Origin of the sequence: Winogradskyella eckloniae (assembly GCF_013249045.1) — a bacterium.
Lineage (GTDB): Bacteria > Bacteroidota > Bacteroidia > Flavobacteriales > Flavobacteriaceae > Winogradskyella > Winogradskyella eckloniae.
In genome coordinates, this window is the sequence record NZ_JABRWP010000001.1 from 477,725 (window position 1) to 503,023 (window position 25,299).

General features: G+C 32.6%; 20 protein-coding genes and 1 tRNA gene. 11 read left to right on the plus strand and 10 right to left on the minus strand.

Annotation, left to right across the window (positions count from 1 at the left end):
• Positions 1-48: 48 nt before the first annotated feature.
• The 10 genes from mgtE to HNV08_RS02190 all read right to left on the minus strand — a co-directional run bounded on the left by mgtE (position 49) and on the right by HNV08_RS02190 (position 11,177).
• On the minus strand, positions 49-1,398 hold the full coding sequence (gene mgtE, locus HNV08_RS02145; protein ID WP_173279639.1) for a magnesium transporter: 1,350 nt from the start codon (positions 1,396-1,398) through the stop codon (positions 49-51).
• Positions 1,399-1,433: 35 nt separating this feature from the next.
• Positions 1,434-2,210, minus strand: a complete 777-nt coding sequence (rsmA, locus tag HNV08_RS02150; RefSeq protein WP_173279460.1) for a 16S rRNA (adenine(1518)-N(6)/adenine(1519)-N(6))-dimethyltransferase RsmA — start codon at positions 2,208-2,210, stop codon at positions 1,434-1,436.
• A 105-nt stretch (positions 2,211-2,315) separates the two neighbouring features.
• The gene (locus HNV08_RS02155; RefSeq protein ID WP_173279461.1) at positions 2,316-2,636 is read right to left on the minus strand and encodes a DUF4286 family protein; all 321 of its coding nucleotides are present in this window, start codon (positions 2,634-2,636) and stop codon (positions 2,316-2,318) included.
• Positions 2,637-2,786: 150 nt separating this feature from the next.
• Positions 2,787-4,571, minus strand: a complete 1,785-nt coding sequence (locus tag HNV08_RS02160; protein WP_173279462.1) for a tetratricopeptide repeat protein — start codon at positions 4,569-4,571, stop codon at positions 2,787-2,789.
• A gap of 390 nt (positions 4,572-4,961) precedes the next feature.
• Positions 4,962-6,233 carry a serine--tRNA ligase gene (gene serS / locus HNV08_RS02165; protein ID WP_173279463.1) on the minus strand — a complete coding sequence of 424 codons (1,272 nt, stop codon included), beginning with the start codon at positions 6,231-6,233 and terminating at the stop codon, positions 4,962-4,964.
• A gap of 163 nt (positions 6,234-6,396) precedes the next feature.
• Positions 6,397-7,710: an HTTM domain-containing protein gene (locus tag HNV08_RS02170; RefSeq protein WP_173279464.1), complete on the minus strand. Its 1,314-nt coding sequence runs from the start codon at positions 7,708-7,710 to the stop codon at positions 6,397-6,399.
• On the minus strand, positions 7,703-8,611 hold the full coding sequence (locus tag HNV08_RS02175) for a bifunctional riboflavin kinase/FAD synthetase (protein ID WP_173279465.1): 909 nt from the start codon (positions 8,609-8,611) through the stop codon (positions 7,703-7,705). Before HNV08_RS02175 ends, HNV08_RS02170 begins: the two co-directional genes overlap by 8 nt.
• Before the next feature lie 52 nt (positions 8,612-8,663).
• A complete protein-coding gene (gene pth / locus HNV08_RS02180) occupies positions 8,664-9,230 on the minus strand; it encodes an aminoacyl-tRNA hydrolase (RefSeq protein ID WP_241697158.1) in 567 nt (188 codons plus the stop codon).
• 144 nt (positions 9,231-9,374) lie between these two features.
• A complete protein-coding gene (locus HNV08_RS02185; RefSeq protein WP_173279467.1) occupies positions 9,375-10,001 on the minus strand; it encodes a 50S ribosomal protein L25/general stress protein Ctc in 627 nt (208 codons plus the stop codon).
• 234 nt (positions 10,002-10,235) lie between these two features.
• Positions 10,236-11,177 carry a ribose-phosphate pyrophosphokinase gene (locus HNV08_RS02190; protein WP_173279468.1) on the minus strand — a complete coding sequence of 314 codons (942 nt, stop codon included), beginning with the start codon at positions 11,175-11,177 and terminating at the stop codon, positions 10,236-10,238.
• Positions 11,178-11,367: 190 nt separating this feature from the next.
• On the opposite strand from HNV08_RS02190, the gene HNV08_RS02195 reads away from it, so the two are divergent.
• The 11 genes from HNV08_RS02195 to HNV08_RS02245 all read left to right on the plus strand — a co-directional run bounded on the left by HNV08_RS02195 (position 11,368) and on the right by HNV08_RS02245 (position 25,149).
• Positions 11,368-11,449 (plus strand) — tRNA-Leu (locus HNV08_RS02195).
• A 225-nt stretch (positions 11,450-11,674) separates the two neighbouring features.
• Positions 11,675-13,054: a sugar porter family MFS transporter gene (locus tag HNV08_RS02200; protein ID WP_173279469.1), complete on the plus strand. Its 1,380-nt coding sequence runs from the start codon at positions 11,675-11,677 to the stop codon at positions 13,052-13,054.
• Positions 13,055-13,376: 322 nt separating this feature from the next.
• Complete coding sequence (locus tag HNV08_RS02205) at positions 13,377-15,686, plus strand: chondroitinase-B domain-containing protein (RefSeq protein WP_173279470.1); 2,310 nt, start codon at positions 13,377-13,379, stop codon at positions 15,684-15,686.
• Between the two features lie 28 nt (positions 15,687-15,714).
• Positions 15,715-16,761, plus strand: a complete 1,047-nt coding sequence (locus HNV08_RS02210) for a polysaccharide lyase family 7 protein (RefSeq protein ID WP_173279471.1) — start codon at positions 15,715-15,717, stop codon at positions 16,759-16,761.
• A gap of 10 nt (positions 16,762-16,771) precedes the next feature.
• The gene (gndA, locus tag HNV08_RS02215) at positions 16,772-18,655 is read left to right on the plus strand and encodes an NADP-dependent phosphogluconate dehydrogenase (protein WP_241697159.1); all 1,884 of its coding nucleotides are present in this window, start codon (positions 16,772-16,774) and stop codon (positions 18,653-18,655) included.
• 31 nt (positions 18,656-18,686) lie between these two features.
• Complete coding sequence (locus HNV08_RS02220) at positions 18,687-19,967, plus strand: Nramp family divalent metal transporter (protein WP_173279472.1); 1,281 nt, start codon at positions 18,687-18,689, stop codon at positions 19,965-19,967.
• Positions 19,968-20,012: 45 nt separating this feature from the next.
• Complete coding sequence (locus tag HNV08_RS02225; RefSeq protein ID WP_173279473.1) at positions 20,013-21,113, plus strand: polysaccharide lyase family 7 protein; 1,101 nt, start codon at positions 20,013-20,015, stop codon at positions 21,111-21,113.
• 1 nt (position 21,114) lies between these two features.
• The gene (locus HNV08_RS02230) at positions 21,115-21,885 is read left to right on the plus strand and encodes an SDR family NAD(P)-dependent oxidoreductase (protein WP_173279474.1); all 771 of its coding nucleotides are present in this window, start codon (positions 21,115-21,117) and stop codon (positions 21,883-21,885) included.
• 20 nt (positions 21,886-21,905) lie between these two features.
• Positions 21,906-22,340 (plus strand): RbsD/FucU domain-containing protein, encoded by a 435-nt coding sequence (locus HNV08_RS02235; RefSeq protein ID WP_173279475.1) that lies wholly within the window; start codon positions 21,906-21,908, stop codon positions 22,338-22,340.
• An 83-nt stretch (positions 22,341-22,423) separates the two neighbouring features.
• On the plus strand, positions 22,424-24,703 hold the full coding sequence (locus HNV08_RS02240) for an alginate lyase family protein (protein WP_173279476.1): 2,280 nt from the start codon (positions 22,424-22,426) through the stop codon (positions 24,701-24,703).
• Positions 24,704-24,771: 68 nt separating this feature from the next.
• Positions 24,772-25,149, plus strand: coding sequence for a cupin domain-containing protein (locus tag HNV08_RS02245; protein ID WP_173279477.1), 378 nt, complete (start codon positions 24,772-24,774; stop codon positions 25,147-25,149).
• The last annotated feature ends 150 nt before the right edge of the window (positions 25,150-25,299 follow it).

Below are 25,299 nucleotides of genomic sequence, written 5' to 3' on the forward strand. Positions count from 1 at the left end.
AAGGTTTAAAAATAAGGAAGACTTTTTAATTGATGTAACCCTTTTGATTTAAAAACCAATGATCAATCCAGATAAGACAAAGAATAAATAAATGCCTAAGATATCGTTACTTGTTGTGATAAAAGGTCCTGTTGCAATCGCAGGATCAATGCCTCTTTTGTCTAAGATTATTGGGACAAATGTACCAACTAAGGCAGCTACAACAATCACAGACATCATTGAAACAGCAATGGCAATACTTTCTGTGGTATCTTGGTTGATTAAAAGCCCAAAAAGAATAACCAAAATAGCGAGTGCAAATCCGTTAATAAGGCTTAAACCAATTTCTTTTAAAAGCCTATTTGCCATACTTCCTTTTACGTTATCATTGGCAATACCTTGAACAATAATAGCACTAGATTGTACACCAACATTACCTGCCATGGCCGCAATTAGTGGTGTGTAAAAAAATAAAGAAGGTACGGTTTCCATGACGTCCTCAAAGCCTTTCATAATAAAAACACTCCCTAGACCTCCAAAAAGACCTAAAACTAACCAAGGTAAACGCGCTTTTGTGAGTTCCCAAACACTGTCATCTGCTTCTACGTCTTGCGTAATACCTGCAGCAAGTTGGTAATCTTTATCGGCTTCTTCTTTTAATACATCTACAATATCATCAATGGTAATTCTTCCTAATAAAATTTGATTATCGTCTACAACAGGTATGGCTTCGAGATCGTATTTAGCCATAACTTTTGCAACATCTTCTACATCATCATTAACATGTACCCAATCGACATTATCTTTTGCGATATCTGCTATTTTTTGATCACTTTTAGAAGTAATTAAATCTTTTAAAGATAGTCTGCCAATTAACTTATTTTGTTTGTCTACAACGTATACAGAATGTACTCTTGTAACATCTTTTGCTTGACCTCTAATTCTGCGCAAACAACCTGCAACGGTCCATGTTTCGTATACTTTAACAAGTTCTTTTGCCATGTGACCACCTGCCGTGTCCTCATCGTAAGCTAAAAGTTCTTTTATTTCCTCTCTGTGATCTTGATCTTCAATTTGAGAGATGACATCAGCTTGCCGTTCTTCAGGAAGTTCGGCAATCATATCTGCAGCATCATCGGTATCTAATTCTTCAACTTCTTCTGCAATTTCTTTTGTAGAAAGATTACCTAGAATTTTTTCTCTAATATCCTCATCTAATTCCATGAGGATTTCTGATGTGGTTTCAGAATCTAGAAGTTTAATAACGTATACGGCATCTTCTATATCGAGGTCATCAAGAATTTCGGCAATATCTGCATAGTGATACTCATTTAATAAGGCTTTTAAAGCTTTGTCGTTTTGGTCTTCGACAAGGACTTCTACCTTTTCAATAAGGGCATCTGTAAGCTGAAATTGTATGTTGTCTTGAATGTCTTCCACTCTTAATTTAGAGTTTAAATTTTATCGTTTTCAATTAGCGATGTGAGTTCAATGAATTGCGAAACACTTAATTGTTCTGGTCGTTGCCCAAATATAGTATTTGCTTTTAAATTATCCGATAGATTGAATGTTTTTAAACTGTTACGTAATGTTTTTCTACGTTGTTGAAAACCCGTTTTTACGACTCTAAAGAATAGTTTTTCATCGCATGGCAAGGTGTAATTTTCTTTTCGTTTAAGTATTAGCACGCCAGAATCTACTTTTGGTGGTGGATTAAATACTGTAGGCGGAACGGTAAATAAATAGTCGGCATCATAAAATGCTTGCGTTAAAACAGATAAGATGCCATAGACTTTTGAACCTTCTTTAGAGCAAATGCGCATGGCAACTTCTTTTTGAAACATACCTGAAAATTCAGGAATTTGATGTCTTAATTCTAATGTTTTAAATACAATTTGAGAGGAAATATTGTAGGGAAAATTACCAATAATGGCAAAAGGTTTGTCTTTAAAAACAAGATTTAAATCGTATTTTAAGAAATCTTTTTCTATGATTCTATCCGCAAGGTTTAAGTAATTGTTTTTTAAGTAATCTACAGATTCTGTATCTATTTCTATAACGTGTGTTGTGGTATCTTTTTTAAGGAGATATTTTGTTAAAACACCCATTCCTGGACCAATTTCTAATACATCCTTGTAGCCTTCTAAAGATAAACTATCTGCAATATCTTTGGCAATAGACTCGTCTTCTAAGAAATGTTGTCCGAGATGTTTTTTTGCTTTTACGGTCATGATAAAGTTTATTTTTATAGCAAAGGTGCAAACACGCAAAGCTGATGTTTTGTAAAAATACGTATAGGATTATGAACTGTTGCAGTGCTATTGACTAAATTGAATCTAATTGTAGTTTACTACATATTCATCTACAACTTCTAATTCTGTTCTAAAAGATAATACTTTATCTGCAAAACGCTTTAATCCTTCTTGTTTTAACGGTTCTGCATGTTCTGCATAATAGGCATCTAAAGCTTCTCTAGAGTGTGCTCTGTACTGTACAGAATAGGTTTCTGAAGTGTCATCATCTACTAATACTTTAGTAAGCTTGGCTTCTTTAAACTTACCTGTAGCTAGGACTTGTGGAATATGATCTTTAATCCACTCTAGCCATTCTGTATGAACGCTTTTATCTATGTTTAGGGTAACGTTGTATATTATCATGCTATAGAATTTGGTGCAAAAATATGGATTTATAAAAGGATGTATGTTTATTTACGTTTTAAAGTTTTATGTATTAATGTACGCGAGGTATTATATGAAATTAATCATTGCGAATGGTAAGTGTTAAGCTCTAGTGTTAGTATCGTTGCGCTAATTAATACTATCACCTCGTAACATCCTAAACTTTTTTCTAGCTTCTATATAATAGATACTGTCTTGATGTTCAAAAATGATTTTCTCGTATAAAGCCTTTGCCTCTTCTGGTTGAGCGAGTTGCGTATTGTAGAGTTCTGCTAAATAGAATATAGCATCGTCGATTAAAATGCCTTCGCTATAATTTGTTAGAATAGTTTGGTAATTGGCTTCTGCCTTAGTGTATAGTTCCTTTTTTTCGTAGAGTTTACCTTGTTGAAAAAGTGTTTGTGGAATGATATTTTCAGTCTTATGTTCTTCTAAAATTAAATCTAATATTGAAATGGCATCGTCTATTTTATTTTGAAAAGCATACAAATCTGCTTTTGCATATAGTTTTAGAGAGGTTTGAAGGCTGTCTTCAAATTTATTATCTGAAATGAGTAATTTTAAATCTAGCGCATCATTGGCAATTAATTGTGAGGTTGAAGATTTAAGGATTTTAAGTTGTGATTCTGCCCAATCAAAATCGCCTTTATAATAACTAGTTTTAGCGACTTTAAATCGGGCTTCTTGAGCGATTGTGCTATTCTTCATTTCTGCCTGAATTTGCGAATAAAATATAAGGGCTTCATTAAATTTTTCTTGAAGCACTAATATATCTGCCAGTAGCAATTTTATTTTTGATTTTCTATAATAGCTTATATCTTGTTTTAAACTTGTTTTTAAAAACTCGGTAGCCCGTTTTGTATCTTTTTTATTGAAGGCTAAAAATTTTCCGTAAGCTAGTTGTAAGCCAATTGTAAATTGAGTTTTACCGTATTCTTTAAAGAGACTTTGATAGGTTTCATCGATTTGGTTTAATCTGTTTTTATCTGCATTTTTAGAGTCAATTTCTAAAATATGCTGATGAGCAGTTAACGCTGTACTTTGGTCTTGAGTGGTCTCTAAAACAAAATTAAAAATAGCTTTAGCTGTAGAATCATCATTATCCTTATGTGCCATATTTGCAAGTGATATAACACGATCTAAACTTTCTGGGTTACGTTTATAAAGTGCTTTTTCTTGGATAAACGATTTATTATAGGCCTTTTCTTGTACGTACAACCAACTTAACATTTCGTACCAGTATGGTTGCGGCTGTTGTTGTATTTTTTTTAATAAGGCACGTCTGAGATAAATATTATTTTCATTGGTACTACTTTCTGAAATAAAATCACTAATCGCACGCTTTATATTACTGAGATAGTTGGGTTTATACTCCACATATTCTACATAGTTTTCAAACATTTTCTCAACATTACCTAAGTCACCATATATACGTGCTAGCTGTATATTGTAGTTTCTATCTATGGTTAGATTTTTTCCTTTTTCGTATAAACGTATCGCTTCATTAAGGAGCGAATAATCTTCGAATTTTTTAGCTATAGAATAAATATAATAGGGCTTGGTGTCTGCAAAGGTTATGGCTTCTTCATAAAGTTCTTTGGCGCGATCTAAACTGTCAATCAGTTGATAATTATAGCCTAAAGCCACGACTAGCATAGGATCTCTTTTTTTTGCTAGTTGCTTTTTTAATAATATTTCGGCTTCGTTGTATGCTTCTAGTTGCTGGTGTATGTCTACTAATTTGTCAACGTACTTATAACTGCTTGGTTTTTCTGAGAAAAGGTTTTGGTAGATTATTAGTGCTTTGTTAAACTCGCCTTTTTTGTAATAGCTTTCTGCTTGTGTTTCGCTATTTTGTGCAAAACCAATAAGTGATGTAAAAATTAATAATATTACTGTATAATATTTAGTCATTTGTTTTTATGTCAAGTACTACATCAAATATAACAAATGCTAAATCGAGATATTATAAAAAAAGTCATAAAAAAATGCCTAAACGAAACGTAAAGGCATTTTACCAGCAAAATAAATGTGCTATTAACCATTATTTTATAAATATGATTCAGTTATTCTGACTAGGTTTTGTTTAAAATTATTACGGTTTGCTTAGTACAAAACTTTATATATAATTGTAATCAGAGTAACTAATATTACAATACGTTTTAGATTTTTCATAAATAGGTTATTCTAAATTTGGCAATATGAATTTCTGAAAATAATTTGATTTAAACGAAGAAATACAAATAAAATCGTTGAATCGCCTATTTTTTTAACAAAAATGAAATAATTTAGAAACTTTAGTCATTATGAAATCATATCAAAACCTGTGTAAGGTTGTAATACTTCTGGTATTTTTATACCTTCTTCAGTTTGGTAGTTTTCTAAAATACCTGCTAAAATTCTAGGTAAGGCTAGTGAGCTACCATTTAAGGTGTGACATAATTCATTTTTACCCTCACTGTTTTTAAAACGCAATTTTAATCGATTGGCTTGGAAGGTTTCAAAATTAGAAACAGATGATACTTCTAGCCAACGATCTTGTGCTGTAGAGAATACTTCAAAATCATACGTTAATGCAGAGGTAAACCCTAAATCGCCACCACATAATTTAAGGATTCTATAGGGTAGTTTTAATTCTTTTAAGATGTCCTTGACATGATTTACCATGCCATCTAAGGCTTGGTAAGAATTGTTAGGATGCTCTACGCGCAATATTTCTACTTTATCAAATTGGTGTAATCTATTTAGCCCTCTTACATGTGCGCCATAACTACCTGCTTCTCGTCTAAAACATGGTGTATACCCTGTGATACCTATTGGTAAATCACTTTCGTTTAACAGTGTGTCTCTAAAAACATTTGTAGCTGGCACTTCTGCTGTAGGTATGAGGTATAAATTATCTAAGGTTACGTGGTACATTTGTCCTTCTTTGTCTGGCAATTGACCAGTACCAAAACCTGAAGCTTCATTTACCAGATGTGGTACTTGATATTCTGTATAGCCAGCCGCTGTATTTTTGTCTAAGAAATATGCAATAAGTGCACGTTGAAGACGCGCGCCTTTGCCAATATATACAGGGAAACCTGCTCCAGTGATTTTATTTCCCAATTCAAAATCAATGATATTGTATTTTTTAGCTAATTCCCAATGAGGTAATGCATCGCTGTGTAATTTAGGTATGTCTCCTTCTCTAAATGTCTCTTCATTATCCTCGTCCGTATTTCCGGCCGGAACAATTTCGTTAGGTACATTTGGTATTTTATATAATAACTCTGAAAGGGAATCTACTTTGTCGTTAAGCTCTTGCTCAAATGTTTTGGTTGCTTCTTTTAATTGGGTAGTTTTTTCTTTTAAAAGATTCGCTTTTTGTACTTCACCAGATTTAAAAAGTTGGCCTATTTCTTTAGATAATGCATTGGATTCTGCTTTTGAATTATCTAAAGAAGTTTGTAATGCTTTACGCTCTTCGTCAAACGCAATGGCGTTATTAATCATTTCGGTAGCATCAATATTTCGTTTGGCTAAACGTGCTATGATGTCTTCTTTATTGTCTTTAATAAAAGCAACTTGTAACATATCTATTAATTTAGGTTTTTATACCAATAAAGCTCAGTACGAGCAGGTAACAAATGTAAAAATATTTTAAGCAGATAAAAATTAAATTATAGCTATTTTGACGTGTGAATTAGGGCTTCATCGAGTATCTGTTTTTTTTAAAAGAATTTTGCCCAAAATTTCATTAATCTAACTGAGAGGGTAATATCCAGGAATGATGTTTAAAATGCGACCACGTTTCATTGGCTAAGTCTACTTTTGGATCTATAAACTTAGATACAGATCTACCGTTTATACTTATATATGACTTTACATACACTTTTATTGAGATCCCTTTTTTAGCAAAATCTTGTTTGAGGTGTTGCGCAAATTGCCACATAATATCTGGTTTTGTTTTTGCATTTCTTTGTTGCTTTTTTGTGAGGTAATCATCAATTCTAAATGGAATTTTTTCTTCTGTGTCGGCATTAATAACCGTATATGTCGTTCTTCCATGTTTTGCTCTTAACATCATACGCCAAGAAAGTCTATGGCCTTCTTCTGTCCATAACACGTTGTCTGTAATAAAATGATGTCTAATTGGAAGCCCAATTTGAATGAAAAAATAGACAGAGAATAAAGCGAGTAATAGGGGTTTATACTTTGGTATGGTAACCGCAACAGCATCGTAAAAGGGTTTCTTTTTGAAGAATACCTTATTAATGCGTTGAGGTTCAAAAAAGAACAAACTAAAAGCCAAAGACATATATGGAAATATACCTATTTGAAAAACTATGGAATTGAATAAATGAAAGAAAATAGAAATTGCAAAAGCGAATTTTCTGGTTGGTTTAAAAAGTAATAGCGGAATAATAAGTCCATCAAATAGAATTCCGCCATAAGCCAGAAAATAATGAACCGTATTTTGTTGTAGGAGTTCACCAATTATTGGATAGTTTGCTTTGCTTCTCATTAAGAGTTTAATAACAGAGGTGTCTAACCAGTCTGGATATAATTTTGCAATGGAAGCAAATGTATACACTATAAATAATTGTAGAACAAATACCCATTTACACCAACTTGGCATGGAATGACGTTGTATTGAAGGTTTTAGTTTTGCATCAATGGAGGCATATTGATTGGCTGGCATAACGACCATTATAAAACTTAATAGCACTAAAAGGTAGTAATGATTATTGTATGAAGATTTTTGCATCAGATATGTCGCTGTCCACATGACAGCAAACATGAGCATACTAAACCTATATTTAAAGCCTAACATTATAAAGAGCCCAAAAACACCCATGACAATGTAATACACATACATCCAAAATTCTGGTAAAGGTTGTAACCATTCAAAACCAATAAAAGAAAATGTAAATTCAGGATCTATTAAAGTACGTTTTACCCAACCCGTAAGAATAGCTCCAAAAGCTTCGAGTGCACATAATAGCCCAAAGATGATTCTAAAAACAATGAGTCCGGAGTTGTCTATATTTTTAAATAGAAATTTATTCATCTAATGCATTTATAAATGCCATGGCATCTTCTTTGTCTTTATATAGTTGACCTTTTAAAACTTCAATGTTTTTAAATTTTTCTTCGTTGCGAAGGCGTTTTAGGAATTCTATTTTGATCTCAGTATTGTATAAGTCTTTATTGAAATTAAAATAATGAACCTCTATAGATTGTGTTTTTCCATTAACCGTTGGGTTAGTGCCAATATTCATCATGCCATAAACCCATTTATTGTTGATCTTAGATTTTACAACATAAACGCCATTGTTTGGTATAAGCTTATAGCTTGCTGAAATATGAATATTAGCTGTAGGAAAATTGATTGTTCGCCCTAAACCTTTTCCTTTTATTACAGTACCTGAAATAAAAAAATTATATCCTAGATACGAATTTGCTAAGGCAACTTGTCCTAGGTTTAAAGCTGTTCTAATTTTGGTAGAACTTACTGTTACCTGCTCTAGATCTTGTGCTGAAATTTCTTGAACATTAAATTTATAGAGTTTGGCAAAATCGAGTAAATCGGTAATGTTTGCACTTCGGTTTTTACCAAAATGATGATCGTAACCAATAACAATTTCTTTAGTATTTAGTTCATCTATTAATATTTGTTTTACATAATCTTTAGCAGAGAGATTGGCGAAATCTTTAGTAAACGTCTTAACAATGACGTCTTCAATACCATAGGTTTTTAGAAGCTCTATACGTTCTTCAATGGTATTTAATAATTTAATAGAATCGTCTTTTTGAAGTACCATTCTAGGATGAGGAAATAACGTTAAGACCACAGGAATATAACCTTTAGTTTTAGCAAGTTGTACAACTTGTTTTAATATTTTTTGATGACCTATATGTATGCCATCAAAAGTGCCTATGGTTGTTACTTTTGGTAGTGTTGAATTCAAATTTGTACCGTATTCTGTGTTGTTAAAATTTCTTCAATAACGAAGCTACATTTTATTTTCCATTAAATTGATTCATTGTATTATTTACACCTGCTAGCGCGAAAGATTTAACAAGTTCTGATGATATTTTTAACCGTTCTTTTAGTTTAGTGGTTTCTTCATCATTCCATTCGCCTAATACATAATCTACTTGTCTACCTTTGCTAAATTCATTACTAATACCAAATCTAAACCTATTATACTTTACAGTTTGTAATTTGTCTTGAGTATCTTTTAGGCCATTATGTCCGCCATCGCTACCTTTAGTTTTTAAGCGCAGTGAACCAAATGGTAGATTAAGGTCGTCTGTGATAACAAGTAAATTTTCTAACGGTATTTTTTCTTTTTCTAGCCAGTATTTTATGGCTTTGCCACTTAGGTTCATAAATGTACTTGGTTTTAAAAGTATTAAAGTTCGTCCTTTAACTTTTAAAGATGTAACATCGCCTAGTTTTGCCGTTTCAAATGTTACACTATTAGAATCTGCTAAATAATCGAGAATTTTAAACCCTATATTATGTCGGGTATTTATATATTTATCTCCTATATTACCTAAGCCAACAATTAAGAATTTTTTCATTTTATCTTCTTCTGTTAGTATTACATTTTTTTCAAAACCGAGCCATCTTTTTATGAGCGTGTACATGATGCTATCAATTTTTGTAAAAATAAAAAAAGCATCCTATAAATAGAATGCTTTTAAATTATTTGAGATAGGTTTTATCTATTCTGCAGCATCAGTTGCTGGTGCTTCTACACCTTCTTCTGCTTCATCTTCATCGTCATCGTCAGCATCCATAACAGCTAATCTACTACGTCTTACTTGACATACAACCGTGTTGTCTGGGTGTAAAAATGAATAATCTTCATTTTGTAATTCAGTGATGTAAAGTTTGCTTCCAATTTTTAATGGCGTAATATCTACTTCAATAAAATCTGGTAATTTAGAAGGAATAGCTTTTACTCTAAGTTTACGGTAAGGCATTCTTAAGTTACCACCATTCATTACACCTTTAGAAGATCCAACTGTACGAACAGGGATTTCCATAGTAATTGCTTTATTATCAAATATTTGATAGAAGTCAATGTGGGTAATTTTGTCTGTTACTGGGTGAAATTGAATATCTTGCATAATTGCGTTGTACTCTTCCCCATTGTCTAATGTAATCACAACTGTATGTGCGCTAGCTGTATATACAAGTTTTGAGAACGCTAATTCTGGCGCTGAGAAATGCAACGCTTTGTCTCCTCCGTATAACACGCAAGGAACCTGACCAGCATTACGTAAGGCTTTCGTTGCTTTCTTGCCTACGCTTTCTCTTTGAGATCCGTTAATTGTAATTGATTTCATTTTTTTAAAATGTTTGTTAAATAAATTTAATGCCCTCATTTTGAGGGTTTATACTCTATAGCTTATTTTGCTTTAGAGGGCTGCAAATTTAGACATATTCTTTGAAAATACTAGTATTTATGCACTATTTTTTAATGAATTCAATTTTATTGAAAACATATACGACGTGAAAGAGAATAGTAGCGCATAATAACCTATAAAGGTGCTTGGTAAAATGTATAGCTAATACGTTTTTTACATCACGAATTTATTACTAATTGATTCGTTGTTGTGAACATGATGCATCACTTCAGCAAACAGACTAGCGCAGGTTAAAACTTTTAGTTTTTTGCTTTCATTTTTTAAAGGGATAGAATCAGTAACTATTAGTTCTTCAAGTTTTGAGTTTTCTAATCTTTCATATGCTGCACCAGATAAAATTGGATGTGTACAAATAGCTCTTACACTTAGAGCGCCACGTTCCATCATTAAGTCAGCCGCCTTAGTAAGCGTACCAGCAGTGTCTACCATATCATCAACTAAAACAACATTTTTTCCGGTGACATCTCCAATAAGTTCCATATGCGAAATGACGTTAGCTTTAGCACGTTGTTTGTAACAAATAACAACATCGCTCTTTAACGCTTTTGAGTAGGCATATGCTCGTTTTGAACCACCCATATCAGGCGATGCAATTGTTAAATTGTCTAAATTTAGACTTCTTAAATAAGGTAAAAATATGGTAGAGGCAAATAAATGATCTACAGGTTTTTCAAAGAACCCTTGAATTTGATCAGCATGTAAATCCATTGTGATGATGCGTGTAGCACCTGCCGCTTCTAACATTTTTGCTACTAGTTTTGCAGCAATAGGAACTCTGGGTTTATCTTTTCTATCTTGTCTTGCCCAACCAAAATATGGCATTACAGCAGTAATGTGTCTGGCAGATGCACGTTTTGCGGCATCTATCATTAATAGTAATTCCATTAAATTTTTAGGACCAGGATGTGTAGACCCAATAATAAATACGCGTGTACCTCTTATAGATTCTTCGTACGAAGGTTGAAATTCACCATCACTATATGTTGATGTAATTACATTACCTAGTTTAGCTCCATAGGCTTTTGCAATTTGTTCAGCAAGATCTGTACTTTGCGTACATGCAAAAAATTTCGCTTCTTTAGTTTCGTGTAACATTTGATATCAGTTATTTAGTTGATGGTTTGGTGCCCTTTAATTTTGATCCAAATTTAGAAAATTATTTTACTTCAATAAGTATTAATATGACTAAATTTTGATTGTTTCACAGAAATAATTTTCTATTTTTGCAGTCCAAAAATTAATTCGCCAAAAATATAGTTGGCAAATTTATTTACCAATAAAAATCGCTCAAGTGGTGGAATTGGTAGACACGTTGGATTCAAAATCCAATGTCGCAAGACGTGTGGGTTCGATTCCCACCTTGAGTACGGAAAGCTTTAACAGAAATGTTAGAGCTTTTTTTATATCTGTACACTAAAAATATACTACTTGTTAGCGTTTCACTAATGCTATTCTAGAATCCTAGAAATATATAGAATAACGACATAACGTCTTAAAAATAGCTATTAAAAATATTAAAAGAAAAAAGATCTAGTTTTTATTAATTTAATTGCCTTATTTTTAAAGCAGCTAACTAATAAATAAACAACAAAATGAATAAAAAAACTTACTTAATTCTCATTGCAGCTGTGTCTGCTTTGGGAGGATTGCTTTTTGGATATGATACTGGAGTAATTAATGGTGCACAATTTTATCTAAGTAAATACTTTGAACTCGATGCAGCCACAAAAGGCTGGGTTGTCGGTAGTGCGTTATTAGGGTGTTTTGTAGGAGCCATAGTGGCTGGTCCTCTCAGTATAAAAATTGGTCGTAAATGGTCATTGATTATTTCAGCAATTCTATTTTCATTATCGGCTTGGGGTTCTGGTTTGCCTAATTTGTTCCCAGAAACTGTTAGTGTTCTCGTTTTATTTAGGATAATTGGTGGCTTAGGAATTGGAATTGCCTCTATGAATGCGCCAATGTACATCGCAGAAATTGCACCTAGTAATATTAGAGGACGCATGGTTACCTATTATCAATTAGCAATAGTGGTTGGTTTCTTTGTGGTGTTTTTAGCAACTTATTTTATTGGAAATGGCTTAACAGAAGTAGAGAACATAGCTTTTGGTTGGAAACGAATGTTTTGGTCAGAGTTAATACCAAGTGGCTTGTTTTTATTGTTAATGTTTTTTATCCCGAAAAGCCCGAGATGGTTGGCTTTAAAAGGACAAGAGGCAAAAGCATTAGAAGTATTAAATAAAATACATAGTAAAGACGCAGCTTTAATTGAAATTGAAGAAATTAAAACGTCCTTAAAAGCAGAAGGTAGCAACAAAATAAAAGTGAATTACTTCTCTAAGGCGATTTTTGCAATAATAATTATAGGTACAGGTCTTTCTGTATTGCAACAATTTACAGGGATAAATGCTGTTTTGTATTATGGAGCGGATATTTTTGAAAAAGCTTTAGGTTTTGGAAAAGAAGATGTTTTGAAACAACAAATTTTGTTAGCGTTTGTTAATTTGGTGTTTACCTTTATTGCTATGTATACGGTGGATAAATTTGGAAGAAAACCGCTACTATATATTGGTTCTGTTGGTATGATTATAGGTTTTCTATTGTTAGCCGTATCGCTTCAATTAAATGCCGTAGGTGTTATTTCTCTAATAGGTGTGTTGGTTTTTATAGCATCCTTTGCCTTATCTATGGGACCTGTGGTTTGGGTGCTGTTATCGGAAATGTTTCCTAATAAAATTAGAAGTGTGGCAATGTCTGTGGCTGTAGCAGCACAATGGGCTGCCAATTATGTGGTATCGCAAACTTTTCCTGTTGTAATGGAAAGTGAAATGAATAATAATGCGACATGGAGTGGTTCACTACCATATTACATTTTTATTGCCTTTATCTTACTGATTGTTATTATTACTTACAAGTTTATTCCAGAAACGAAAGGAAAGTCGCTAGAGGAAATCGAAACATTTTGGAAATAACAATGGATTATAAAGACGTATTTGTTTAGATAATTACCAAAATTGTATGCAAATTTAACCTGATAGATTCTTCTAGAATAAAAAAATAATCTATTTTTGGTTAACCAAATTGGTTAACCAGTTTTTGAATTTGAGGTTTAGAGTTGTTAAAGCTATTAAAAAACTGGATTTATAATTTAATTTTCATTTGTCTACAGTCTGCTAATTTATACAGTAATGGCGTTGGTTTTTGGGAATTACTCTATAGTGAAACAAGCTTTTTTTATGCGTTAAATACGATACGCTAAGCGTAATGTGATAATAATTTATATAAAAATTTAAAATGAAAAATTACTTATTAATTTTTAGTCTTTTCTTAATATGTTTTTCCTGTGGCGAGAAAGCGAAAACAGAATCTAGTGCATTGGTTGCTAGCGCAGAAGAATTGCAGAGTGCTGTTGCCAATATTAAGCCAGGAGATGAAATAGTATTAGCTAACGGTATCTATAAAGACGTAGAAATTAAGCTCGTTGGGAAAGGTACGGAAGAAGCTCCAATTATCTTAAGAGCAGAAACACCAGGTAAGGTGTTTATTGAAGGCGTCTCTAGTTTAGAAATTAGTGGAGATTATATAGAAGTAAGTGGTTTGTTTTTTAGAAATGGACATTCGCCAAAACCTAATGTTATTGCCTTTAGAACAAGTGAAAAGGAGGTTGCCAATCACTCTAAAGTAACGAACTGTGTTATTTTAGATTTTAACAATTTAGAACGTGACCAAGATAATCTTTGGGTACAATTTTACGGAAAACATAATGAATTAAGTAACTGTTACATTGCAGGTAAAACCAATGGAGGACCAACCGTAAGAGTAGATTTAAAAGGAAATCAAAGTATTAGAAACTATCACAAAATAATTAATAATCACTTTGGTCCAAGGCCAAGAAAAGGTGGAGCAAGAGGAGAAACCATTCAGTTAGGGAGTAGCTTCACGTCTATGTCGCCTAGTAATACGTTAATCGCTAACAACTTATTTGAAGAGTGTAATGGTGAAGTAGAAATTATTTCGAGTAAAACCAATTTCAATATTATAAAGAATAACGTCTTTTATAAAAGTGAAGGTTCTGTGGTTACGCGTCATGGTAACTACGTGACAGTAGATGGAAATTACTTTATTGGAGACGGAGTTAATGACCAATATGGAGGCATTAGAATTATCAACACAGGTCACTGGGTAATCAATAACTTATTCTACAAAATAAAAGGAAAGAATTTTAGAAGTCCGATTGCGATTATGAACGGTATTCCAAAATCGCCATTAAATAGATACAATCAAGTAACTGATGTTGTTGTGGCTTACAATACGTTTGTAGATTCAGATTCGCCGTTGCAATTTGGCGTTGGTACCAATATTGCTCAAGCAGATGTCTTACCAAAATCTGAAATTCGTTCTGCAAGGCCATTGAGAACTGAAGTTGTAAATAACGTCATTTATAATTCAGAAGGCGATGCTAACCCAATTATTGAGCACGATAAAGCAGATGGAGTAACCTTTGCAAGTAATGTTATAGATAACAATGGTGTAGACGTAAAAAACAACCATGGATTAATTACCAAAGAATTGTCATTAACAGATATCGGAACAGCACTTTCGGTGCCAACGTCTGGTTTTAGTGATGTAGAAGTTTATAAAGGCTATGATTTTGAATCTATATCAAATGATTTATTAGATGCTTCTAGAGAGAAATCAAACCAAATAGGTGCGATTTTAAATGCAGAAAACATTAACTTAAGCCTATTAGATAAATCAAAATATGGTGCAGATTGGTATTCTAATGAAGTAGAAGAAAAAACACCAACATTGCATGCCGTGACTAGTGCTTCTGAATTAGAGGCAAAATTAAAAGCAGCTGAAAGTGGTGATGTATTAGAATTAAATGAAGGTGTTTATGAAATTTCAAAAGCAATAGTTATTAATAAATCGGTTACCATTCAATCTAAAGGAAATGTTGAAATTGTATATTCTGGAGCAGCAAATACACCAGCTGTAGAATTACAACCTTATGGTAAATTAACTTTAAAAGGAATTAAGTTAACAGGAACAGGTTCTCAATATGCTTTTGCTAGTTTAAAAGAGAACATGTCTAACCACTTTGGCTTAGATGTTATAGATTCTGAAATCAGTAATTTTAATTATGCACTAAAGGTATATAAGCAATCATTTTCTGAAGAAATTACATTTAAAAACACAGCAATTTCTAACTGTGAAAACGGAATAGAATTATCAGAAGAAACAAACGATAGAGGCGATTATAATACAGAGTATTTAACCATTGATAATTGCCAATTTACAAACGTAAAACAAAATGTGATTGATTATTATAGAGGTGGTTATGACGAATCTACAATTGGTGGTAATTTGTTAGTAACCAATAGTACATTTACTAATTGTGGTGCTAAAGAGAAAAACGGCATGTTATTAAATCACAGAGGTATTGTTAATGTAGATATCAATAACAACATCTTTAAAAATAATAATGTACAGTTTGTTTCAATACTTTGGGGCGCAAAAAATAATGTAGAATCTAATAATACGTTGTCTAATTCGGGTCAAATTAAAACTGAAGAAAATTTGAAGCAGAAATTGATGTATTAAAAAAGACCAATAAAAATAAATCTAAACCATGAAGAAATTAATATTTTCATTATTAACCGTATTAACAATTGTTTCGTGTAAGGACAATTCTAAAGCAACTGAGAATACAGAAAAAGTAGTTAAAACAGAAGAGACTACTAAATATCCAAGTGATGTCCTTCCGTTTTTTGACCAATGGAGAATACTTTGTGGTGATGGAACAAAAGCAGAGGATTTAGTCAATTTTGAACACAAAGGTTTTTTTTATGTTGAACACGAAAATGATACAGATTGGGTTGTTTATAAAACGCCAAATTCTGGTATAACTTCGAGAACATCTAAAAATACTAGAACCGAAATGGGTCAGAAAAAGCATTGGAAACCTATGGAAGGTGGTAAATTAACCGGAACACTAAAAGTACAACATGTGTCTACCACTGGTGATGCTAGGGTGGCAGCTTCTTATTCTGTAGTGGTGGGTCAAATTCATGGAACAGAAGGCCATGAAAATGAACCATTAAAAATATTTTACAAAAAATTTCCAGGGCATAAAAATGGTTCAGTTTTTTGGAATTATGAAATAAATACGGCAGGTGAAGACAACTCAAGTAGATGGGATTTTTCAACTGCGGTTTGGGGTAATGACATGTCTGTTGTCGGACCAAGTTCAGATACATATCCAGAAGAGCCTGAAGGAGGAATTGCTTTGGGAGAAGAATTTAGTTATGAAGTAAATGTTTATAAAGGTATCATGTATTTAACTTTTAAAAGTGACGGTCATGAGACTAAAATTTTTACAAAAAACTTAATGAAGTCAGAGTTTACAACAGAGTTACCGCAACAAATTAAAACCTTGTATGCCTCTATTGGTCGAGATGGATTAGAACGAGAAAGTGGTTATGCTGGTGAATTACAAAATTTTAAACAAGGGGCTTACAATCAGACAAACGGAAAAAACCCAGAAGACAATTTAGTTTGGTACACAGGATCAGAAACTTATAATGGTGATATAGAGAAACAATACGCCAACGGATGTTATACAGAAGTATGGTTTAGAGAAAGTTCTATTGGTGCAGCTACAGCAATAAACAATTAAAACTAAAGCCTTGAAGAAAGTAATATTTGTTATGGGAGTTTCAGGTTGTGGAAAAAGCACAATAGGAAATTTACTGGCAAAAGAATTAAGTATTCCTTTTTTTGATGGAGACGACTATCATCCGAAAAGTAATATTGAAAAAATGGCTAGTGGACAAGCCTTAAATGATCAAGATAGACAAGGTTGGTTGGAGACTTTGAATGCGTTAGCTAAACAACAACTAAAAATAAATAGTTGTGTCATTGTCTGTTCGGCATTAAAGCAAAAGTATCGTACAATATTAAGTGATACTATTGAAGATGAAACAGAATGGATACATTTAGCAGGAACATTTAATCAAATTTTTGAAAGAGTAAATAGTCGGGCAAACCATTTTATGCCTTCAGAATTACTAAAATCACAATTTGAAACTTTAGAGCATCCTGAAAACGCTATAACAATGGATATTAGCTTAACTCCAGAGAATATTATTAAAAAGATAAAACACGATTTAATGAACACCTCAGAATTTGGATTATTTGGTTTAGGCGTTATGGGTAAAAGTCTTTGTAGAAATTTAGCCAATAACGGATTTAAAATTTCTATGTTTAATAGACATGTAGAAGGCGTAGAGGTTGATGTTGCTAAAAATTTCAAAGCACAATACACCGAATTGTCACAGTCAAAAGCATTTGATGATATCGGAGAATTTGTAAATTCTTTACAGCAACCAAGGCGTATTATGCTTATGGTTAATGCTGGTAAAACGATAGACTATGTTATAGAAGATTTATTGCCTCATTTATCTGAAAATGATATTATCATTGATGGCGGAAATTCAAACTATAAAAAAACAAAAGAACGTTACGATTACTTAAAATCAAAAGGTATTCACTTCATAGGAACAGGAGTTTCTGGTGGAGAAGAAGGTGCCTTAAAAGGGCCATCTATAATGCCGAGTGGAGACAAGGATGCGTACGATAAGGTAGCTCCATTTTTAGAAACCATTTCCGCTAAAGACAAAAACGGTTTACCATGTTGTACGTATGTTGGTCCAGAAGGAAGTGGGCAATTTATAAAAATGGTACACAATGGTGTTGAATATGTAGAAATGCAACTTTTGGCAGAAGTGTCTACTATTTTAGAAGCTTTAGGTCAAAATCCTGATGAAATTTCTCAGACTTTAGAGTCTTGGCATAATTCGGCAAGTAGCTATTTATTAGAAATAACAACGTCAATCTTTAAAAAGAAAGAAGGGAATGATTGGTTGGTGAAAAAGATTTTGGATAAAGCAGGAAATAAAGGAACCGGAAACTGGACTACCATTGCCTCAGCGGAATTAGGTGTGCCAAGTACACTTATCAGTTCAGCTTTATTTTCAAGATACATTTCTTTTTATAAAGATGAAAGATTACAACTAAGTGATTTGTTTAATACAGAAAAGACTTCAGCATTAAATATAACAACAAATGAGATTTTAGAAGCTTTTCAATTTGCAAGGATTATAAACCATTATCAAGGTTTTAAACTCATATCAGAAGCTTCAATTAAATTTGAATGGCATCTTAATCTTAGTGAGATTGCTAGAATATGGACAAACGGTTGTATCATTAGGTCTACGTTAATGGAAGAATTAGTCGGTGTTTTTAAAGAAACAACTAATATTCTAACACATACTGACTTTATAAACCAAGTGCAAAAATTTAAACCTTCAACAAAGAAGGTAGTTTCAGAATGTTTATTAAATGATTTAACAACTCCAGCATTAAGTGAAGCCGTTCAGTTTTTAAATGGAATTACAACACAATATGCTTCGGCGAACGTTATTCAGGCGCAACGCGATTATTTTGGAGCACATACTTATCTAAGGCTAGATGATAATTCAGGAAAAAGTTATCATACTAACTGGATATAGAACCAATAACTACTAATCAACAACTAATAATATGGACGCAACAACACCAAATAAATCTCTACTTAAAAAAATTATTGCAATTATATTAGGTTTCGGACCTGGTATTTTTGCTATTGGATATACTATCGGAACAGGCAGTGTAACATCTATGATTGTTGCTGGAAGTAAATTTAATATGCAATTACTTTGGGTGCTTTTATTAAGTTGTTTTTTTTCTGGAATTTTAATGTTTGTTTATGGTAACTATGCGCTAATAACCAGTGAAACAGCACTCTATGGTTTTAAAAAACATTTTAAATATGGTAAAATTTTAGCCATAGCCATTATCATAGGTATAACCTTTGGTCAATGGAATTCTTTAATGGGGATTTTAGGTATATCTTCTAATATTATTTATGAAATTTTAGCTATTAACTTCGAAGGTCTTGGCGCTTATAAGTATGAAACCGTATTAATTACAGCTATAATTATCATTATTACATTTTACCTATTAATGTTAGTAGGTAAGTACACTTTTTTTGAAAAAGTATTAGTCATTTTTGTAACCTTAATGGGTTTGTCGTTTATTTTGTCTTTATGTTTTGTGCAACCATTACCGATGGATGTAATAAATGGTTTGTTGCCATCAATTCCAGATGTTCCAGATGGTAAAATGTTAGTTGCGGCATTTGTTGGTACCACAATGGCAGCAGCCACATTTCTGTCAAGACCATTATTTGTAAAAGGAAAAGGTTGGACGATTAAAAATTTAGATCAACAGAAAAAGGATTCTATTACAGCAGCAATATTAATTTTTCTTATTAGTGGTGTTATTATGGCTGTAGCTGCAGGAGCGCTGTTTTATGAAGGTAGAGAAGTAAATCATGTATTAGATATGGCAAATACTTTAGAGCCAGTTGCTGGTAAGTGGGCTGTAACTATATTCTTTTTCGGAGCATTAAGTGCAGGTTTGTCTTCAATTTTTCCTTGTTTGTTAATCGCACCTTTGTTAGTCGCAGATTATCAATCTGGTGAATTAGATACAAGCTCTAAGCAATTTAGAATCATAACTTTTATTGCATGTTTAGTGGCTTTAATTGGTCCTGCTTTTGGTGGAAACCCTATTGAAATTCAAATCTTATCTCAGGTTTTTAATGTGTTTATTTTACCATTAGTTGTGCTGGGAATTATTCTATTAGTGAATAGTAAAAAGGTAATGAAAGGGTACAAGACAAGTTTGGGGGTGAATATTGGTTTATTTGCGGCATTGTTTTTCTCTTGTGTTGTATCTTACACAGGCGTTGTAGCTATTATTTCAAAATACTTTAATTGATTTAAATAAAAATTTAATAAATAACACGTAATAAATAACAGTAAGATGAATAAAAGGAATAGTATTATAAAAGTATCAATTCTAGTTTTTAGTGTTCTATTAACATTAAATAGTTGTAAAAACGAGAAAAAAGAATCTGATAATAAAGAAGAAGAAAAAACGGTTTATGCGAGTAATGTCATTCCGTTTTTTGACCATTGGAAATTAATTTTAGGAGATGGTAACAATGTAGGTTTTGCTAATGATTTTGAAAATAAAGACTTTTTTTATACGCAAAATGAAGATGGTGTGGATTGGGTAGTTTTTAAAGCCCCAAATGCAGGCAGCACACATGGAACCTCTAACAATACCAGAACAGAATTAGGGCAAATTAAAAAATGGTATCCAAAAACTGCAAATGATAAAATGACGGCAACACTAAAAGTAAAAAATGTATCTGCAACTGGAGATGCGCGTGTTGCAGCATCACACGCTGTAGTAGTGGGACAAATTCATAGTGCAGATGCATTTGAGAACGAACCATTAAAAATATTCTACAAAAAATTCCCTGGTCATACCAAAGGGTCTGTATTTTGGCATTATGAAATTAATACTGCAGGAAATGATAATTCTAAAAGATGGGATTTTTCTACTGCAGTTTGGGGGCATGATTTTTCTGTTGTAGGTAAAGAAGCAAATACATATCCGGAAGAACCAAAAGATGGTATAGCACTCGGAGAAGAGTTTAGTTATGAGGTTTATGTAAAAGATGGAATTATGAGTTTAAAATTTACTAGTGAAGGTCACGAGACTAAAACGTTCACTAAAAACTTAGTGCAATCTGAATATGCTACCAAAGAAGATATACCAGAACAAACTCAAAAATTATTTGTTCCAATTAATCAAGATGGTGTGGAGCGCGATAGTGCTTATACTGGAGAAGGCTGCTTTTTTAAATTAGGTTGTTATAACCAAACCAATGGAAAATCTCCTGAAGTCAATAGAAATTGGTGTTCTGGAGCCGAAACTCATGGTGGTGATATTCAAAAACAATATGCTGATGGTAACTACGCAGAAGTGTGGTTTAAAACTGCTAGTATTTCTATTAGTGATGACGCAGTATCTAATGAAGGCTATTTCTCTAAAAATGATCATTTAAAAAAATAATATGCAAAACAATTCAAAATTAAAAGGTAAAAACGTACTTATTACAGCTGGTGCGCAAGGTATTGGAGAATCTATTACAAAGCACTTTATTGATAGTGGAGCAAATGTAGCTATCCATTATTTTTCTAGTTCAGATACAGCAAATCAATTAAAGGATTATGCGAATAGTAAAGGCCTAAAAGCTGTAGCTATAAGTGGTGACTTAACAAAAGAAGCTAGTGCTAATAATTTGGTAGAAAAAACAGTTGAAGCATTAGGTAGTTTAGATATTCTTATTAATAATGCAGGATCACTTGTAGCCAGAAAATTATTAAATGAGTTAGAAGCAGATTTCTGGCATAAGGTAATGGATATTAATATGACCTCAATGCAATTTGTGACAAGAGCTTCTGCGCCTTATTTAGAAAAAAATGAAAACAGCAGTATTATCAATTTAGCATCTCTTGCAGGTCGTAAAGGAGGTCATCCTGGGTCTTTAGTTTATGCGACTAGTAAAGGAGCAATCTTAACATATACTCGTGCATTATCAACAGAACTTGGGCCTAAAGGTATTCGTGTAAATGCGGTAGCTCCAGGTTTAATCCTCGGAACCTCTTTTCATAACACGCACACTACAAAAGAGTCTGCGGCTAAAACTACAGCTGGTATTCCTATTCAACGTGCAGGTAATGCAGATGATGTTGCAAGAGCAGTTTTGTTTTTAGCATCTGAATATGATGGCTTTATTACTGGCGCAACGTTAGATATTAATGGAGGTGTTTATAATATGTAATTAATTTATAGTAAAATGTTATGTTAAAAACCCAAGTGATTCATCCAACAATTATGGAAGTTTTGGCGCGTTCAGGTCATTTTGCACAAGTTGTTATTGCGGATGGAAATTTACCTGTTGGCGCCATGACAGGTCCTAACTCTACTACAGTGCACCTTAATTTTCGTCCTGGATTATTAGATGCCCTTACAGTTTTAGAAGGTATTTTAGAGGTATGCCCAATTCAAGGCGCAATAGTTATGGAGAAACCTCAAGAAGCAAATGCGGAAATACATGAGGCTTATAAAGAATTATTGGGTGATATTTCTTGGGAAGAAATGGAGCGTTGGTCATTTTATGATAAAATTAGAGATCCTAATACAACATTAATTATTCAAACAGGTGAGCAACGTCGATTTGCGAATTTGATTTTAACAGTTGGTGTTGTAAAAATGGCAGAAGAACGTAATTTTTAAAAAAATAAAAGAAGGTTAGTCTTTCTAAAAATTATAGTCAGTAGATATCTAATATAGAAAATAAATTTAGCAAAGAGTTAAGGATGAAAATCACACAAAAAATAATATTAACATTTGCTTTAGCAGCAATTGTAGTAACTGCAATTTCATGTAATAAAGAAAATGCAACACCCACAAATGATCATACTGAAAAATCAACATCTCAAGAACATCCTAAACTTATATTAACTGCTCAAGGTGTAAAAGATATTAGAGCACAATTAGGAACTATTCCTATTTTTGATAAATCTTTACAAGCCGTTAAAGAAGAAGTGGATGCTGAAATTGAAGCAGGTATAGAGGTGCCAATTCCTAAAGATTATTCTGGTGGTTACACACATTCTAGACATAAACAAAATTGGTTTATACTGCACAAAGCTGGTCTACTGTATCAAATTTTAGAGGATGAGAAATATGCCAAGTATGTAAAAGACATGCTAATGGAATATGAAGCACTTTATAAAACTTTACCATTACACCCAAAAACAAGGTCTTATGCAAGAGGAAAATTATTTTGGCAATGTTTAAATGATTCTAATTGGTTAGTTTATGTGAGTCAGGCGTATGATTGTATCTACAATTACTTAACGGAAGAAGACCGACATAAGCTAGAGACTAATTTATTCAGGCCATTTGCAGATCATATATCAGTAGACAGTCCACAATTTTACCAACGTGTTCATAATCATAGTACTTGGGGAAATGCGGCTGTAGGAATGATTGGCTTAGTTATGGATGATGAGGAGTTAATCAATCGTGCCTTATACGGAATTAAAGATTTAAAATTAGATGCCACAAAAAAAGATGATGATGGTGGTTTTCTCAACAAAGATGGTAAGGCCGGATTTTTAGCCAACATAGAAGAACCATTTTCTCCAGATGGTTATTATAATGAAGGACCATATTACCAACGCTACGCCATGTATCCTTTTTTAATTTTTGCAGAAGGTCTGCATAATGTTAAGCCAGAATTAAAAATATTTGAATACAAAGAAGGTGTGCTTTTAAAATCCATTAATGCACTTTTAAATCTATCTGATGCTGATGGTGATTTTTTTCCGCTTAATGATGGGCAAAAAGGAATGTCTTATTACAATAGCGCTCTGGTAACGGCTGTAGATATATCTTATCATTTTGGTACACAAAATCCTGGGTTGTTATCAATAGCAAAACAACAAGACAGAGTACTGTTAGACGATTCTGGTTTGGCTGTTGCACTCGGAATTAAAAATGGAGAAGAAAAACCATTCGCAAAAAAATCCATCAATCTATCTGATGGACCAGAAGGAAAACAAGGAGGTGTAGGTATTCTAAGAAATCAAGATATAGAATTGGTTTTTAAGTATGCATCGCAAGGGTCTAGCCATGGTCATTATGATAAATTGTCTTATTCTTTATATGAAAATGGAGAAGAAGTAATTCAAGATTACGGATTATCTCGTTTTGTAAACATAGAACAAAAAGGTGGTGGAAATTACCTTAAAGAAAATAAAACTTGGGCAAAACAAACTATAGCTCATAATACGGTTACGCAAAATGAAACTTCTCATTTTACAGGTAAATATGATATAGGAAGTTTACATCATTCGGATTTACAATATTTTTCTTCGGACAATGAGGATGTGCAAGTGGTAAGTGCAGTTGAAAAAAATGCTTATCCAGGAACCACAATGCTTCGTACTATGGCAGTCATTAAAGATGAAGATTTTGAAAAACCATTTTTGTTAGATATCATGAAAGTGACTTCTGCATCGGCAAACCAATATGATTTTCCGTTTTATTATTTCGGACAAGTATTACAAACAAATTTTGAGTACAGTTCACCTGAGACTTTAAAACCGTTAGGGTCAAAAAATGGCTACCAGCATTTATATCTTGAAGGGTTAGGAAAAGCTTCAGATGAAAACACTAAATTTTCATGGTTTAGTAATAATAAGTTTTATTCATTAACGACAGTGACCAATACTAAAGATGAATTGTTGTTTACTAGAATAGGAGCGAACGACCCAGAATTTAATTTACGTCGTGATCCTGCATTAATTTTAAGAACTAAAAACTCAAAAAATAGAACTTTTGTTTCTGTTATAGAATCTCACGGAAGTTATAGTGCTGTATCAGAGTCTGCGGTAAACTCTAAAAGTAATATTAAAGAAATTAAAACGGTTTTCGATTCAGAAGCGTATACGGCAATGACTATTACAACTCTTAATGGTAAAACAAAGTTGTTTATAACTGTTAATACAAATACTTCAAAAGAAGTTAAACATAATCTAAATATTGATAATAAGAATTATGCATGGTCAGGTTCTTATTATTTCAAATAAATTAAGCTATATCATTTATAGTGTTGTACATAATCTCAAAATAATCAATAATCAAAAATTAAATAAAAATGAAAAGATTTAGCGAAAAGTATATTGTATCAAAAGATATGGAATGGGAAGAACTTGGTGGCGGAGTTTCTAGAAAGTTCTTAGGTTACGATAACCAAATTATGATGGTTAGCGTAAAGTTTGAAAAAGGTGCATTGGGAGCGCCACATCAACATTTTCATACGCAAGCTACATATTGTGTGTCAGGTAAATTTGAGTTTGAAATTGATGGTGTAAAACATATTGTAGAAGCAGGTGATGGCGTGTATATAGAGCCAAACTTATTACATAGCGCAGTGTGTTTAGAAGAAGGGCAACTAATTGATACATTTAGTCCAGTTAGAGAAGATTTCTTAACGGGCGAAGGGCCGTCTTATTTTGGAGATAAAGAATCTTAAGGATTAATTCTTTCCCAGTTTCTAAAAGTTATAAGGTATTATAGATATACTAACAATCCATCAAGGGATATAGGTTATTTGCTATATTACCTAAAATATTAACTATTTTAACATATAATTTTTACGAAAACGTTGTATTTAACAAATATT

Excerpts from the sequence above, each read along its gene's own strand:
- HNV08_RS02210 (WP_173279471.1), top strand. The coding sequence starts at position 15,715 with ATGAAGAAATTAATATTTTCATTATTAACCGTATTAACAATTGTTTCG.
- HNV08_RS02185 (WP_173279467.1), bottom strand. The coding sequence starts at position 10,001 with ATGAAATCAATTACAATTAACGGATCTCAAAGAGAAAGCGTAGGCAAG.
- HNV08_RS02170 (WP_173279464.1), bottom strand. The coding sequence starts at position 7,710 with ATGAATAAATTTCTATTTAAAAATATAGACAACTCCGGACTCATTGTT.
- rsmA (WP_173279460.1), bottom strand. The coding sequence starts at position 2,210 with ATGACCGTAAAAGCAAAAAAACATCTCGGACAACATTTCTTAGAAGAC.
- HNV08_RS02225 (WP_173279473.1), top strand. The coding sequence starts at position 20,013 with ATGAATAAAAGGAATAGTATTATAAAAGTATCAATTCTAGTTTTTAGT.
- HNV08_RS02200 (WP_173279469.1), top strand. The coding sequence starts at position 11,675 with ATGAATAAAAAAACTTACTTAATTCTCATTGCAGCTGTGTCTGCTTTG.
- HNV08_RS02190 (WP_173279468.1), bottom strand. The coding sequence starts at position 11,177 with ATGTTACACGAAACTAAAGAAGCGAAATTTTTTGCATGTACGCAAAGT.
- HNV08_RS02230 (WP_173279474.1), top strand. The coding sequence starts at position 21,115 with ATGCAAAACAATTCAAAATTAAAAGGTAAAAACGTACTTATTACAGCT.
- HNV08_RS02155 (WP_173279461.1), bottom strand. The coding sequence starts at position 2,636 with ATGATAATATACAACGTTACCCTAAACATAGATAAAAGCGTTCATACA.
- HNV08_RS02245 (WP_173279477.1), top strand. The coding sequence starts at position 24,772 with ATGAAAAGATTTAGCGAAAAGTATATTGTATCAAAAGATATGGAATGG.
- HNV08_RS02235 (WP_173279475.1), top strand. The coding sequence starts at position 21,906 with ATGTTAAAAACCCAAGTGATTCATCCAACAATTATGGAAGTTTTGGCG.
- pth (WP_241697158.1), bottom strand. The coding sequence starts at position 9,230 with ATGAAAAAATTCTTAATTGTTGGCTTAGGTAATATAGGAGATAAATAT.
- HNV08_RS02220 (WP_173279472.1), top strand. The coding sequence starts at position 18,687 with ATGGACGCAACAACACCAAATAAATCTCTACTTAAAAAAATTATTGCA.
- HNV08_RS02240 (WP_173279476.1), top strand. The coding sequence starts at position 22,424 with ATGAAAATCACACAAAAAATAATATTAACATTTGCTTTAGCAGCAATT.
- HNV08_RS02205 (WP_173279470.1), top strand. The coding sequence starts at position 13,377 with ATGAAAAATTACTTATTAATTTTTAGTCTTTTCTTAATATGTTTTTCC.
- serS (WP_173279463.1), bottom strand. The coding sequence starts at position 6,233 with ATGTTACAAGTTGCTTTTATTAAAGACAATAAAGAAGACATCATAGCA.
- HNV08_RS02160 (WP_173279462.1), bottom strand. The coding sequence starts at position 4,571 with ATGACTAAATATTATACAGTAATATTATTAATTTTTACATCACTTATT.